14 protein-coding genes and 1 pseudogene are annotated in these 13,275 nt (G+C 64.2%); 12 read left to right on the top strand and 3 right to left on the bottom strand.

What is annotated here, in order from left to right; all coding sequences use genetic code 11:
- Positions 1 to 213: 213 nt before the first annotated feature.
- Positions 214 to 1,578 (bottom strand): phosphomannomutase/phosphoglucomutase, encoded by a 1,365-nt coding sequence (locus tag Q8O35_RS05730; RefSeq protein WP_305571560.1) that lies wholly within the window; start codon positions 1,576 to 1,578, stop codon positions 214 to 216.
- Between the two features lie 500 nt (positions 1,579 to 2,078).
- Between Q8O35_RS05730 and Q8O35_RS05735 the strand changes: the two genes are divergently transcribed.
- From Q8O35_RS05735 to Q8O35_RS05790, 12 genes and pseudogenes are all read left to right on the top strand, one after another.
- Positions 2,079 to 2,804, top strand: coding sequence for a helix-turn-helix domain-containing protein (locus Q8O35_RS05735; protein WP_305571562.1), 726 nt, complete (start codon positions 2,079 to 2,081; stop codon positions 2,802 to 2,804).
- 160 nt (positions 2,805 to 2,964) lie between these two features.
- On the top strand, positions 2,965 to 3,213 hold the full coding sequence (locus Q8O35_RS05740; protein WP_305571564.1) for a hypothetical protein: 249 nt from the start codon (positions 2,965 to 2,967) through the stop codon (positions 3,211 to 3,213).
- Between the two features lie 78 nt (positions 3,214 to 3,291).
- On the top strand, positions 3,292 to 3,888 hold the full coding sequence (locus Q8O35_RS05745) for a hypothetical protein (protein WP_305571566.1): 597 nt from the start codon (positions 3,292 to 3,294) through the stop codon (positions 3,886 to 3,888).
- Between the two features lie 38 nt (positions 3,889 to 3,926).
- Positions 3,927 to 4,712 (top strand): GGDEF domain-containing protein, encoded by a 786-nt coding sequence (locus Q8O35_RS05750; protein ID WP_305571568.1) that lies wholly within the window; start codon positions 3,927 to 3,929, stop codon positions 4,710 to 4,712.
- Positions 4,713 to 4,847: 135 nt separating this feature from the next.
- On the top strand, positions 4,848 to 6,422 hold the full coding sequence (gene ffh, locus Q8O35_RS05755) for a signal recognition particle protein (RefSeq protein ID WP_305571613.1): 1,575 nt from the start codon (positions 4,848 to 4,850) through the stop codon (positions 6,420 to 6,422).
- 98 nt (positions 6,423 to 6,520) lie between these two features.
- On the top strand, positions 6,521 to 6,760 hold the full coding sequence (gene rpsP, locus Q8O35_RS05760; protein ID WP_305571570.1) for a 30S ribosomal protein S16: 240 nt from the start codon (positions 6,521 to 6,523) through the stop codon (positions 6,758 to 6,760).
- Between the two features lie 78 nt (positions 6,761 to 6,838).
- Positions 6,839 to 7,072, top strand: a complete 234-nt coding sequence (locus Q8O35_RS05765) for a KH domain-containing protein (RefSeq protein ID WP_305571572.1) — start codon at positions 6,839 to 6,841, stop codon at positions 7,070 to 7,072.
- Positions 7,073 to 7,076: 4 nt separating this feature from the next.
- On the top strand, positions 7,077 to 7,811 hold the full coding sequence (gene rimM / locus Q8O35_RS05770) for a ribosome maturation factor RimM (protein WP_305571574.1): 735 nt from the start codon (positions 7,077 to 7,079) through the stop codon (positions 7,809 to 7,811).
- Between the two features lie 2 nt (positions 7,812 to 7,813).
- Positions 7,814 to 9,121, top strand: a pseudogene (gene trmD / locus Q8O35_RS05775) (tRNA (guanosine(37)-N1)-methyltransferase TrmD); the annotation flags it as partial.
- A 46-nt stretch (positions 9,122 to 9,167) separates the two neighbouring features.
- Complete coding sequence (gene rplS / locus Q8O35_RS05780; RefSeq protein WP_305571576.1) at positions 9,168 to 9,518, top strand: 50S ribosomal protein L19; 351 nt, start codon at positions 9,168 to 9,170, stop codon at positions 9,516 to 9,518.
- Between the two features lie 90 nt (positions 9,519 to 9,608).
- On the top strand, positions 9,609 to 10,328 hold the full coding sequence (locus Q8O35_RS05785) for a ribonuclease HII (protein ID WP_371133100.1): 720 nt from the start codon (positions 9,609 to 9,611) through the stop codon (positions 10,326 to 10,328).
- Positions 10,274 to 10,711 (top strand): YraN family protein, encoded by a 438-nt coding sequence (locus tag Q8O35_RS05790; RefSeq protein ID WP_305571579.1) that lies wholly within the window; start codon positions 10,274 to 10,276, stop codon positions 10,709 to 10,711. Before Q8O35_RS05785 ends, Q8O35_RS05790 begins: the two co-directional genes overlap by 55 nt.
- A 377-nt stretch (positions 10,712 to 11,088) precedes the next feature.
- On the opposite strand, the gene Q8O35_RS05795 is transcribed toward Q8O35_RS05790, so the two are convergent.
- Together Q8O35_RS05795 and Q8O35_RS05800 are read right to left on the bottom strand one after the other, a co-directional pair.
- Positions 11,089 to 12,837 (bottom strand): aldehyde ferredoxin oxidoreductase N-terminal domain-containing protein, encoded by a 1,749-nt coding sequence (locus Q8O35_RS05795; protein WP_305571580.1) that lies wholly within the window; start codon positions 12,835 to 12,837, stop codon positions 11,089 to 11,091.
- On the bottom strand, positions 12,834 to 13,268 hold the full coding sequence (locus Q8O35_RS05800) for a 4Fe-4S binding protein (protein ID WP_305571582.1): 435 nt from the start codon (positions 13,266 to 13,268) through the stop codon (positions 12,834 to 12,836). The genes Q8O35_RS05795 and Q8O35_RS05800 overlap by 4 nt, the downstream gene beginning before the upstream one ends.
- Positions 13,269 to 13,275: the final 7 nt, after the last annotated feature.

Consider the following 13,275-nt stretch of genomic DNA (forward strand, 5'->3'; position numbering starts at 1 on the left):
GGAAGAAGGTGCCGTCGGACATGGCGTGCCTCACCTCAGGCCGCTGTGATGGCGGTGGTTCTTCCGTGCAAGCCCGCGTCAAAGTTGTGGGGCATGCAGCTACACTGTTGGCGACACTCTTGTATTGTAAGAGTCCAAGGCACAGGGTGCGCACAAAAAAAGCCCCGCCAGGGGGTTCCGACGGGGCTTGCAGGCGTGGTTGGGGAAGAAGCGTCAGGTCATTTCGGCGATCCAGCGGGCCAGGGGGACCTCCACGAGGCTGCGAAGCTCTGCCAGGCGCTCCGCGCTTTCGGCTTCGAAACGCAGCACAAGCGCGGGCTGGGTGTTGGAGGCGCGCACAAGGGCCCAGCCATCCGGGAACACAAGGCGCGCGCCGTCGTCGCCCTCAAGGGTGTAGGCTTTGGCGAACTCGTCGCGGGCCTTGTCGGCAACTGCGAATTTGATGTGTTCCGGGCAGTCAACGCGTAGCTCCGGCGTGACGAAAGTGGCTGGCCAGTCTTCAAGGAATTGCGACACCGGACTGTCCGCGCCGGAGAGAATCTCCACCAAGCGCAGGGCTGCATAGGGCGCATCGTCAAAGCCGTAGTAGCGGTCGGCGAAGAACATGTGCCCGCTCATTTCTCCGGCCAGGGCCGCATTTTCGGTAAGCAGCCGGTCCTTTATGAGCGAGTGCCCGGTTGCGGACATGATGGGCCGCCCGCCGTGTCTGGCGATGTCCTGGAAGAGCAGGTGCGAGCATTTCACGTCGCCGATGATGGCCGACGCGGGCTTCTCCGCGAGCACCTGCCGGGCGAAGATGGCCAACAGCCTGTCGCCATGGATGACCTGGGCGTTCTGGTCCACCACGCCGATGCGGTCGCCATCGCCGTCCAGGCCGATGCCTGCTTCCGCGCCGGTTTCCAGAACCTTGGCCTTGAGCGCGCCCAGGTTATTCTCGTCCACGGGGTCTGGGTGATGGTTGGGGAAGCGGCCGTCCGGATCGCAATAGAGCTCTATCACTTCAGCCCCGGCAAGGGTCAGCAGGTCGCGGGCGATGAGCCCGGCTGCGCCGTTGCCGCCGTCGAGCACCACCTTCACCCGGCGCTTAAGCTTCACCAGGGCGGAAACAGTCTCCAGATAGGCCGGCGCGATGTCGTGGTAGGTGGCAAGGCCGTTGCCTGCGGGGAACTGGTTCTGCTGCATCAACGCCGCAAGCTTTTGTATTTCCCCGGAATGGATGGTGCTTTTGCCTGCCCAGACCTTGAAGCCGTTGTACTCTGAAGGGTTGTGGCTGGCTGTGATCATCACTCCGGCCTTGTACCCCAGGTGACGGATGGCGAAATAACAGACCGGCGTCGGCACCATGTCCAGAAACAGCACATCCACGCCGGTTGCGGCAAGGCCGCGCACCAGGCGCTCTTGGAACTCCGGAGAGGTGAGGCGGCAGTCGTGCCCTACGACTGCGCGGGTGTGGCCCAGGGAGAGGAAGTATGCGCCGCAGGCGCGTCCAAGACGCTCCACCCAATCAGCGTCGAAGTCGCGGCCAACGATGCCTCGGATGTCGTATGCCCTGAAGATGCTGGAGTCTTTTGTAACCATTTTAGCTCTCGCTGGTGCGTATGGCGCTGTTCACGAAGCTGTGGTCAGCGAATTATAGACCTGCTGTGCGCAGGTTCAAGGGTTCATTATCACGGCTGCTTACAGGAGGGAAGGCGGGAGGTTGGGCGTGTCTCTGGGATGCAATACGGATATTCTGTAATCTGTGGATGGCCGAACCGGCTGCTTAATGAGATCATCACCTACCCAGGTGTGGTATTGTATACGGATTCTACTTAATTTTGGTGACTGCATATTGACAGAAGCGCATCCTGATATAAAAGGAACGTCCTCAGTGTGCATACCATGTGTGTTAAGAATTATGAATACAACGCATTGCTGGGCTTGGCGCCTCTTCGCAGTGGTTGGTGTGTTTCCCCTTGACGGCAGCATTTCCGACCAACTATATTCAGTTCGTGAAAAGCACCAGCAGAACGTATGTTGTATAGTTGCTTTTCTTTACTCAGTTTACTGATACAGGATTTTCAATACGGAGGATTGCAGTGGCAAAGTTGAAGAAAAAGTGCGACGAGCGCCTTGAACGCTGGTTTGAGGAGGCCATGGAGCGCATTAAAAAGGCCACCGGCGCCCGGACCCAGGTGCAGTTGGCTGAGGTCCTTGAGGTGCGTCAGTCGAGCATCTCTGACGCCAAGCGGCGCTGCTCCGTTCCTTCCGATTGGTTTTTGAAGCTGTATCGCAGTCACGGGCTAAACCCCAACTGGCTTTCCGATGGGCAGGAGCCTGTCTACCTGAACGCCAGCCGCGGGGCTGTCGCTGCGGAGAATCTGCTGCGCGAGACTCCGGCCGCTTATGGACGCGCCAATGCTCGTGGCCGCGTGGTCCAGGTTTCGACAATGGCAGGCGGCAGCGCGGATCCCGCCGTTTGGGCCCCCCTGCCCACCGAGGACCTGTCCATCCCCGAGTCCTTTTACCGGCCTGAACTCGCCGTCCTTCGCGTTGATGCCGCCGGCATGGAGCCGCTCATCCTGCGCGGCGCCTTTGTGGGCGTGGACATGTCACAGCGCCAGCATCCTGACGGCGACCTCTGCGCCGTGCATTTTCCCCACCAGGGGCTGCTCATCCGCCGCGTGTTCTACCAGGACGGGCAGTTCGTCCTTCGCGCCGAGGAGAAGTCCCATGCCGACCTGCATGTGCCCGCCGCCGAGATGGCCGCCCGCACTCTTGGCCGCGTGATCTGGGTCATTCAGAGCCTGAGCCCCCAGGCTTAGCCTCGCAGTTGCGCATCACGGCCCCCTGCGCTTTGGCGCGGGGGGCTTTTTTGCGCCGAAAAGAGACGGTGAGTTCGCTTGGCTAGACCGAAACATCTTGTCGGCACGACGAAATTCTGACCCGGTGCGGTTTGTGCACGTGTCCAGACAGGAGGACGCCATGTCAAACGCGCATATCACTGAGCACCAAACCTCGCAGGTCGCCCTGCCCTTGGACCTGTTCCGCGTGTATGAGGCAACGGATCCCTTCAGCCCCGCTCCCTACCGCGTGACGCTGCGCCTCTCGCGTGAGAAGCGCCTGCTGGAGGATATCAGCTCCGGCCGCAGTCTGCTGCGCCTGGGGCGCTTGGTGCTGGAAACGCGCGAGCTCGCCCTGGCCAGGGCGCAGTCGCAGGCCTTCTACTTATAAAAATACGGCCAGCCCCTTGATTTCCACGCGCAGACGGGGGAGAGTCGCACAGGTGCAAACTTGCGCCCTGGAGGCTCCATGCGTTTTTTCCCGGCTTCGGCCCTGACCGCCCTCGTCCTGGCGGCCACTTGGTTCAGCGCACCGATGGGCCATGCGGCGCAGCCGGACTCCCCGCCGCTGCCCGCTTCACAGGTGCAGTCCAATGATTCAGGCGATGCTCCGCCGCCCTTCATTTCTCGTCCCAGGCGTTCTCCCCGGCCCGTGCGCCCGGATATGACCTACGCCACCCGTCCCGCCCCCACGGCTTTTCGCGATCTGCCTTGGGCCACGCCGCTGGACAAGGCCAAGGCCGATCTGGGGCTGGTGCCCGTGACCACGCCGCGCCCTCTTGCGAACACCTACCAGCGGCCTGACGAGCATCTGCGTCTCGGCCAGGCCGAGGTGCGCACCGTTGCCTATTACTTCCCCAGGGGCGTTTTTGCCGGCGCGGGCATCGTCTTTGAGGGCGAGGGCAACTTCTTTCTCATCAAGGACCACCTCATCGAGCTTTACGGCCCCGGCCGCCAAGTGTCTGACCGCTACGGCTGGACCTGGGACAGCGTCAATATCGACCTGCGCCTGAAGAATGGGGTGGGTGAACTGCGCTACACCTTCGAGCCGCCCGTGGCCAAGTAGGGCGGCTGTTGCCGGAAATTCGAAGGAGGGGACAGGCTATGCCGCAGGATGAAGACCTCTCGCTGGTCGGCGTTCCGCAGGCGCGGGGCGCGAGCCTCCTGTACGTTGGCAGTCTGGCCGTTTTGGCCGTTGCTCTGGTGGCCGAATTTCTTGTGGCCTACTCCCTGCTCCGTGACCACCCGGACCACGCAAAGATTCTGGCGGGCGAAAGCTACGCAGCCCTGGCCGTGGGTCTGCTGGTCCTGGCCGGGCAGGCCGTCCTGATCTTTACTGCCCTTATTCGACCCTACCGCGAGGCAGCCATCAGGGTGGAGCATCTGGCCCATGCCCTGGATCAGCACACCCACCGCGACGCCCTCACCGGGGTGCTGAACCGCACGGCCTTCGACCAGCTCATCGTGCGCGAGCTGGAATCCTTGCGCCGTTACGGCGTACGCTTTTGCGGCATTTTCCTCGACGTGGACGGATTTCGCCAGGTGAACGAGGCACAGGGCTACGAAACGGGTGACAAGGTTCTCTTTGACCTGGCCCAGGTTCTCAAGCAGCATGTGCGCCGGTCCGATTTCGTGTTCCGTTGGCGCAGCGGCCGGTTCCTCATCCTGGCCTCTGGCATCGACGTGGAGCAGGGGCGGCGGTTCGCCGACAAGCTCGCCGCCCTGGTCGCCACGCACCCCTTTCGCCAGGGCGTGGCGCTCACGGCCTGCCTCGGCGTGGCGCAGGCCCAGGTCGAGGACACGCCGGAGCTCTTTGTCGGGCGCACCAAAAGCGCTCTGGCCCTGGCCAAAGAACAGGGGCCAGGCAGCGTGGACGCCGTCGCAGGCTGAGGCGGGGGCCTCCCCTGCTGGGCCTTGACTTGACCTGACCGCTTATGTAACACACAATCTCTTTTTGCGCCGGGCCGTACCGTGCCGCGAAAGCGGCCCGGACGGCGCGAATTGTTTTTGCCTGGAGTAGTGCCCGTGTTCGACAGCCTTACTGACCGCTTGTCTGAAGCCTTCCGCAACCTGCGCGGACAGGCCCGCCTGGATGAAAAGAACATCCAGGATGGCCTGCGCGAAGTGCGCATGGCCTTGCTGGAAGCCGACGTCAATTTCAAGGTCGTGAAGGATTTTGTTGACCGTGTGCGTGACAAGGCCCTGGGCGCGGACGTGCTCAAGAGCCTGACGCCCGGCCAGCAGGTGGTCAAGATCGTCCACGACGAGCTGGTGGAGCTTTTGGGCGGCGACCAGACCGGCCTGAACCTGAAGCAGAAGCCCGTCATCATCATGATGGTGGGCCTGCAGGGCTCGGGCAAGACCACCACGGCCAGCAAGCTGGCCAACCTGCTGCGCGCCAAGCACAAGCTGAAGCCCTATCTCGTCCCGGCGGACGTCTACCGCCCGGCGGCCATCGAGCAGCTGCACGTGCTGGCCAAGCAGTTGGGCGTTCCCGCCTACCCCAGCACCACGGACATGAACCCCGTGGACATCTGCGCCGACGCCTTGAAGGCGGCCCAGGCAGCAGGCTGCGACGCCATTTTGTTCGACACCGCAGGCCGCCTGCACGTGGACGAAGTCCTCATGGAGGAGCTCTCGGCCATAAAGAGCCGCTGCAAGCCCACGGAAATTCTTTTTGTCGCCGACGCCATGACCGGCCAGGACGCCGTCACAGTGGCCGAGGCTTTTGACAAGCGTTTGGGCGTCACCGGCGTGGTGCTGACCAAGATGGACGGCGATGCCCGCGGCGGCGCCGCCCTGTCCATCAAGAGCGTCACCGGCAAACCGCTGAAGTTCGTCGGCATCGGCGAGAAGCTCTCGGACCTGGAGCCCTTCCACCCGGACCGCGCGGCCCAGCGCATCCTGGGAATGGGCGACGTCATGACGCTCATCGAAAAGGCCCAGGACACCATGGAGGTGGCCGAGGCTGAAAAACTTGCCGCCAAGATGCAGCAGGCCAAGTTCGACCTGGAGGATTTTCTTACCCAGATGCGCCGCATGCGCAAGATCGGGTCCCTGGAGAGCATCCTCAAGCTCATTCCTGGCATGGGCGGCATGGTCAAGAAGATGGGCGACATGCAGGTGCCGGAGAAGGAGATCGACAAGGCCGAGGCGATCATCAACTCCATGACCAAGAAGGAGCGCCGCGAGCCCGCCATCATCAATCCGAGCCGGCGCGCGCGCATCGCCAAGGGCTGCGGAATGACCGTGGGCGAGGTCAACGCGCTCATCAAGAATTTCGAGCAGATGAACAAGATGATGCAGCAGATGCTGGGTGGCGGGGGCAAAGCCCCGCAGATGCCGAAGATGCCCAGGATCCCGGGAATGCCGGCGGGTTACACCCCTCCGGGAACCAAGCCGCAGGGCAAGCTTCCCCAGAACATGATGCAGAACGGCATGGCCCAGGGCATGCCGGGCATGGGGGCCATTCCCGGAATGCCGGAGATGCCCGGCGGAATGCCTCCGGGCATGACCGGGGAAGGCAAGAAGCAGCTTTCGAAGAAGACCCTGGCGGAACGCAAGAAGAAGAAGCAGAACAAGCAGCGCAAAAAGCGCTGATTGACCGCGGCGCGTGGCGCGCCGGAACCGGCTTGCGGCGCAGCCGCTTGCCATTTGGACTGAAACCGAATAACAACCTATTTAGGGGGAAAGACAACATGGCTCTTACAATCCGACTGACCCGCATGGGCTCCAAGAAGCGTCCGTTTTACCGTTTGGTCGTGCTCGAGCGCGCCAGCCGCCGCGATGGCCGTCCCCTTGAGTTCCTGGGCCATTACAATCCCATGACCGATCCCGCCGAAGTCGTCATCGACCAGGTGAACTTCGACAAGTGGGTCAAGCTGGGTGCCATCCCGAGCGACACCGTCCGTTCGCTGCTGAACAAGAAGAGCGCCTAAGTCCGCACCTACGGCCAGTTTCGCGGCAGGGGTTAACGGCATATCTCCCGCGCACATTATTCACATGGGGGTTTCGCCATGCTCAGAGACATGATCGAGTACATCGCCAAGTCGCTTGTGGACAGCCCGGACGAGGTGAAGGTCACAGAGATCGAGGGCGAGCAGACCGCTGTGCTGGAACTCAAGGTCGCCAAAGAAGACCTGGGCAAGGTCATCGGCAAGCAGGGCCGCACGGCACGCGCCATGCGCACCCTCTTGGGCGCGGCCTCGGCCAAGGTCAAGCGGCGCGCTGTGCTCGAGATCATAGAATAACGCCATGTCGGGCACTGCGGGTACCGACCGGCGCGGACTGGTCGCCGTGGCCCGTGTGGCCAAGGCGCACGGCATCCGTGGGGAGTTGTGCATGGACATCCATGCCGACTCCCCGCTGCTTTTCGCGCCCGGCAGCACGTTGTTTCTGGTGCTGCCAGCTGCGCTCCCCAAGGGGCCGAGCAAGGGCGGGCCATCTGGCGCGGCCAAGCCGGTCAAGGCAATCGGCGCTGTCAGGCCTGGCGCAGGCAGGCCGCGTCCCTATGTGGTGCTTACCGCTCGCGACCACAACGGCAGGCTCATCCTGACCCTTGAAGGCGTGGTTGACCGCAACGCGGCCGAGGCCCTGCGCGGGGCCGAGGTGCTCATTTCCGAGGCCGACCTTCCGCCGCCGGATGAGGGGGAGGAGTACCTGCACCGGTTGCTGGGCTCCAGCGTGTTCTTGGCCGACGAGACCCTGGTCGGCGTGTTCGAGGCCATCCTCGACACTCCGGGCCAGCTCACCTGGGTCATCCGCGCCCCGCAAAGCCAGGGCGGCAAGGAAATTCTGTTCCCCGCCGTGCCAGAGTTCCTGCTGGGGCTGGACGCCGATGCGCAGGTCATCCACATCGATCCGCCGCCGGGACTGCTGGAATTGTATCTTGACGGCCCAGCCGCTGCCAAGGCGCCGGAATTTTCCGGCGGACCCGACGTTTCCGCTGTATTTGACGATGCCGACGACTCAGACGCGTCGGGGAAGTAACCATGCGCTTCACCATCCTCACGCTCTTCCCGGAGTTCTTCTCCGGCCCGCTCAACTGTGCGCAGATAGCCCGCGCGCGTGAGGCCGGGCTGGTGGACTTCGACCTGGTGAACCCGCGTGACTTCTCCACGAGCCGCCATCAGCATGTGGACGACCGCCCCTACGGCGGCGGGCCGGGCATGGTCATGTCGCCCGAGCCCCTGGCCGCGGCCTTGAAGAGCGTTGCGCAACCGAGCCGCCGGATAGTGCTCGCGCCCTCCGGGCGTCCGCTGACCCAGGCCCTGGCGCGGGAGCTTGCCAAGGAGAGCGCCCTGACCCTGGTTTGTGGCCGCTACGAAGGCATTGACGAACGCCTGCTTGAGAGCGAGGGCCTGGAGCCCATCTGCGTGGGCGAGGCCGTGCTGAACGGCGGCGAGGCCGCCGCCCTGTGCCTCATCGAGGCCGTGGCGCGCCTGCTGCCCGGCTTCATGGGCAAGGAGGAGTCCGGCGACGACGAGAGCTTCTCCGCCGGGCTTCTGGAATATCCGCATTACACCCGGCCCGAAGTCTACCAGGGACGCGAAGTGCCGGAAACTTTGCGGGGCGGTTCCCACGAGAAAATCAACCGCTGGCGCCGCGAGGCCTCCCTGAAGCGCACTCTGGCACGCAGGCCTGACATGCTGGAAGAGGCTCCGCTGGACGGATTGGACCTGAATTTTTTGCGCGGACTTGAACGCCCGGCAGCCCTTGGCCGCAGCCTGTTTCTCTGTCTGCTGCATCATCCTGTGCTCGACAAAGCGGGAAAAACGTCCACAGTCTCTTTGACAAACCTCGATATACACGATATGTGCCGCGTTTCCCGCACCTATGAATTGGGTGGAGTCCTTTTGGCCACTCCCCTCGACGATCAGCGGGAACTGGGGCAGCGCCTTCTGGACCATTGGACCGACGGCGCTGGCGGCCGGGCCAACCCGGACCGGGCTCAGGCCCTGCGGCTCGGGCGCATGGTCGCCGGGCTGGACGAGGCTCTGGACTGGGTGGCCAGTCAGACAGGCCTGGCTCCCAAGATTGTGGCCACCAGCGCACGCGCCGGGTATCGTCCGGCGCGGGGACGCAAGGAGCGTTTGATCGCCTTCACCCCGCCCTGCACCGTGCGCGGCTGGCTGAAGGAAACTCCGGTGCTTCTCGTGCTCGGCACGGGGCACGGCTTGGCGCCGGAGGTGCTTACGCGGGCCGACGCCATCGTCTCGCCCGTGCGTGGATTTTCGGCCTACAACCATTTGCCGGTGCGCGCCGCAGCCGCCATCCTGGTGGACAGGCTGCTGGGCGACGCAGGGCAATGCATAACGACAGTATTTCCAGAAAAGGAGTCATCATATGGACATCATGAAGAAAATCGAACTCGAACACGTGCGCATGGATCTCCCCGATTTCCGCGCGGGAGACACCGTCAAGGTTCACACCCGCATCATCGAGGGCGACAAAGAGCGCATCCAGATCTTCCAGGGCGTGGTCCTCCGCGTGAGCCGCGGCACCACCGACGCCACCTTCACCGTGCGCAAGGTTTCCGATGGAGTTGGCGTGGAGCGCATCTTCCCCCTGCACACCCCGTCCATCGACAAGGTCGAGATCGTGGCCAACGGCAAGGTCCGCCGCGCGCGCATCTACTACCTGCGCAACCTGGCCGGCAAGGCCGCCCGCGTTAAGTCCCGTCAGGCCTGGGACTAACACTCCCGGTCCCATAGCAGGACGCAATCGTCCCCGGCGGAGCCCCATGGCCCTGCCGGGGACGCTTCGCCTTTTCCAAAGGGGACGATGATGGCCAAACGCCCCGCTCCGGTTCTGCAAAGCGTTTTGTTCGACCTGCCCCCACATCTTCAGGCAGGTCTGCACGCCGGGGTGGATGAGGCCGGGCGCGGCTGTCTGGCCGGGCCTGTGGTCTCCGCAGCCTGCATCCTGCCCCAAGGCTTCGACCTGCCCGGACTCACCGACTCCAAGACCCTGACCGCCCAGCGGCGCGAAGCCCTTGCCCGCGCCATCCGCTCCCAGGCCTTGGCCTGGTCCTTGGGGCTTGCCTGGCCCCGCGAGATAGACCGCGTGAACATCCTGCAAGCCAGCCTGCGCAGCATGGAGCGCGCCGTGGCGCGCCTGCGCCTTGCGCCCGCCCTGCTGCTCATCGACGGCAACCAGGCCATTCAGGCCAGCCTGCCCCAGCGCACGGTCATCGGCGGCGATGCCCTGGTGCCCGCCATCTCCGCCGCTAGCATTCTCGCCAAGACCTTCCGCGACCACCTGCTGACAATACTCGACCGCCTGCACCCGGGCTACGAACTCGCCGTGCACAAAGGTTACGGCACCGCTGTACATCTTGCCGCCCTCAAGGCTCTCGGCCCCTCGCCCATCCACCGCATGACCTTCCGCGGCGTGCGGCCAGATGCCCCGGCCAGCCCTGCCGCCGCCAACCCCGCACAGGAGCGCCAGTCATGTCTGCCCGGAATCCCGACGACAGCCGTTTTGAAGCCCGGCACCTCGAAGTAGGGCGCCTGGGCGAAGACGCCGCCGCCACCCACCTGGAGGCCAAGGGGCTGCGCGTCCTGAAGCGCAACGTGGTTCTTGGACGTCTGGAGCTTGACCTCGTGTGCGAGGACGCGGACACTCTGGTATTCGTGGAAGTGAAGACGCGGGCTGAAGGCTCCCTGGCCAGCCCCGCAGACGGCCTGACAACGCAAAAACGCTCGCGCCTGCAACGTGCGGCCCAAAGCTACCTCTCGCGCTACGACCTCTGGCATCGGCCTTGCCGCTTCGACCTCGTGTCCGTGCTGTTCCGCGCCGGAAAGGTCGCGCTCATCGAACACTTCGAAAACGCTCTCACCGCCGATGAACCGCGTGCAGGCAAGACCAGTAACTGGCAGCCTTGGTGAGTGGGAAGCAGGGGCGCCGCCCCTTAACCCCGCCAAAGGGCATGCGCCCTTTGGAATCCGCAGGCTCGCCGGGCGGGACGCCCGTCGAGGGCGCTGCCCAAGGCAGCGGGCAGGGCTGGCGTGGGAGGCATCGCGGACTCCCCGTCAATCTCCGGCGCGGCTTCGCGGCGCTGCGCACCGCAAAACCGCGCCGGGCCGATTGAGGGGAAGCGCCCGTTTGGGGAGTGTAGAGATGGCGAGGGAAACGCTCCCATCCCGACACCTTTGCAAGCGAAAGGGCTTGGGTCGAGCATTGCTCGACCCAAGCCCTTTCGCTTGCCCTGAGGGGGGCCCGGGGGGGGGAATCATTCCCCCCCGGAAAAACTCTTCTCTCGCATTTACGCTTGTTCTTTCTCTTCCTGTCCCAGTTCAATGAGCTTGGCAGCGTAAGTCTGGCGCAGGGTCTCCATGAACTCGGTATCGATGGCTCCCTTCCAGGTAACGACTTCGCTGTAGCGCTTGGGTATTTTGGTCTGCATGGGCGCGTAGCCGGAGCGCATCCTGAGCCGCCAGCGCAGGCGCTGGATTGCGCCGCCAGCGGCATCCAGATCTGTTTCGGCATAGCCCAGGGAGCTGAGGGCCTGTTGCAGGCGCTCGGTGGAGTACACGCCGCGCGCGAACAGGCAGCCCACCATGCTGGTGAGCACGATGCGGCTGGCCTCGTCCTTCACAAACCCGGCCACGATCTTGGGCGCGTCCTTGTCCTGTGGCTTCTGGTCGGCGGAGTAGGCGCTGGAGTCCAGGTGCGAGTGCCGGAAGCTTAAGGACTCGGACACGAAGAAGCTCTCGCCCGTGGCGTAGCCTGCCATTTCCTGTCCCAGCACGCAGGCGTAGTCCTCGCCGCGATAGTGCAGGGCGGCCTTCATGGTGCCCTGGGCCAGGCGCTTGTAGAACTCGTTGGTGCCCACGCCCAGGTGGTGGATGGCGGTCTTGTAGCCTGCTGCGTCGCCGAACTTCAGAGGCGTCAGGGTCTCGGCCTCTGTGATGTGCCCTTTTTCAAGGGCCTCGGTGGCCCAGGCCAGGGCCACGCCGCCGCTCATGCAGTCCAGCCCTTCGCGCTCGACAGCGTCCATGAGTCCCAGCACGCCGAACCCGTCGGTCATGCCGAGCATGGACCCCAGGGAGAATATGGGCTCGTAGTCGTAGGCCACCTGCCGGTACAGGTAGCGGTTGTCTGCCATGAATTTCTCGCGCAGGTAGCCGATGTGGATGCAGCCCACAGGGCAGCCAGCGCAGGCGGTGTTCCTGAGCAGCATATCCTTGGCGAAACGCTCGCCGCTGATGCCGTCGATGCCGGGGTCGGTGGTGGCCTGGAGGTTGCGCCAGGGCAGGGACTTCAGCTCATTGAGCGCGGCCACGTTCCCGGCGGTGCCCAGGTCGTGGTACTTGCTCATCATTGTGGTTTCGGTGAGCTGCTCGTAGATCTCCTTGAAGACCTTGGCGTACTCCTTGCCTTCGGGCAGCGAGAATGAAGAATCGCCCTGGATGGCGATGGCCTTGAGGTTCTTTGCGCCCATGACCGCGCCAGCGCCCATGCGGCCGAAGTGGCGGTAGGTGTCCACGTTGATGCAGGCGTAGGCGCAGCCCGTCTCGCCCGCCGGGCCGATGCGCAGGATGCTGCGCATGCCGGAGCCGGGCAGCATGTTGCGCACCATCTTGCCCGTGGTGAACACATCCTTGCCCCACAGGAAGGGCGCGTCCTTGATGTCCATGTGTTTGGCGCCCACCGAGAGCACGCAGGGCCGACTGGCTTTGCCGGTGATGACCAGGGCGTCCATGTCGGCGAAGCGCAGGGCCAGGGCGCTGCGCCCGCCCGCGTGGCTCTCCGTGTACTGGCCGTGGTAGGGCGAAAGGAACGAGCACACGGTCTTGCTCATGAGCGGGAAATAGCCCGTCAGCGGGCCGATGGCGAAGATGAGCGGCTGCTTGGGATCGGTCCAGGCGGCGCTGGTGTCGCCGTACTTCTCGAACAAGAGCGCGCCCAGGCCGGAGCCGCCGAGCCAGACCTCGCGGCCTGGGACGTTCTCCACATGGGTCTTGCGGGTGGTGAGGTTGACGATGACGACGCGGAAATGCGGGCGGATCATTCGGCCACCTCCTGAACGAAGTTGGCTTCGCCTTTTTCGGCCAGCTCCAGGCAGTCATGGGGGCAATACGGCACGCAACGGCCGCAGTGCAGGCACATGTAGGGGCTGTCCAACTCGTCCTGCACGATGACTCCGATGGGGCAGGCCTTGACGCATTTGCCGCAGCGGATGCATAGCCCGCGGTCCTGCTTCACGCCGCCGTCGCTCTTGCGCGGCGAAAGGGAGCCCGTGGGGCATACCGCCGCGCACGGAGGCGGATCGCAGGCCAGGCAGACGCGGGCCTCAAAGCCGGTGGAGATGCCGCCGGAGGAGCCCACGCGGATGCCTGCGGTGTACCAGGACAGGCGCTTGTGCACCAGCCGTGCGCAGGCCAGCGAGCAGCTCTGGCATCCGATGCAGCGCTCCATGCGCGCCGCGAAAAGTGTTTTCATAACGTCT

The sequence above is a fragment of the Humidesulfovibrio sp. genome, assembly GCF_030689645.1.
GTDB lineage: Bacteria > Desulfobacterota > Desulfovibrionia > Desulfovibrionales > Desulfovibrionaceae > Humidesulfovibrio.

Bases quoted from the DNA above. Each gene is read 5' to 3' on its own strand.
- Q8O35_RS05790 (WP_305571579.1), top strand. From the start codon at position 10,274: ATGTCTGCCCGGAATCCCGACGACAGCCGTTTTGAAGCCCGGCACCTC.
- Q8O35_RS05795 (WP_305571580.1), bottom strand. From the start codon at position 12,837: ATGATCCGCCCGCATTTCCGCGTCGTCATCGTCAACCTCACCACCCGC.
- Q8O35_RS05765 (WP_305571572.1), top strand. From the start codon at position 6,839: ATGCTCAGAGACATGATCGAGTACATCGCCAAGTCGCTTGTGGACAGC.
- Q8O35_RS05750 (WP_305571568.1), top strand. From the start codon at position 3,927: ATGCCGCAGGATGAAGACCTCTCGCTGGTCGGCGTTCCGCAGGCGCGG.
- Q8O35_RS05745 (WP_305571566.1), top strand. From the start codon at position 3,292: ATGCGTTTTTTCCCGGCTTCGGCCCTGACCGCCCTCGTCCTGGCGGCC.
- rimM (WP_305571574.1), top strand. From the start codon at position 7,077: ATGTCGGGCACTGCGGGTACCGACCGGCGCGGACTGGTCGCCGTGGCC.
- Q8O35_RS05740 (WP_305571564.1), top strand. From the start codon at position 2,965: ATGTCAAACGCGCATATCACTGAGCACCAAACCTCGCAGGTCGCCCTG.
- Q8O35_RS05800 (WP_305571582.1), bottom strand. From the start codon at position 13,268: ATGAAAACACTTTTCGCGGCGCGCATGGAGCGCTGCATCGGATGCCAG.
- Q8O35_RS05730 (WP_305571560.1), bottom strand. From the start codon at position 1,578: ATGGTTACAAAAGACTCCAGCATCTTCAGGGCATACGACATCCGAGGC.
- rplS (WP_305571576.1), top strand. From the start codon at position 9,168: ATGGACATCATGAAGAAAATCGAACTCGAACACGTGCGCATGGATCTC.
- Q8O35_RS05785 (WP_371133100.1), top strand. From the start codon at position 9,609: ATGGCCAAACGCCCCGCTCCGGTTCTGCAAAGCGTTTTGTTCGACCTG.
- rpsP (WP_305571570.1), top strand. From the start codon at position 6,521: ATGGCTCTTACAATCCGACTGACCCGCATGGGCTCCAAGAAGCGTCCG.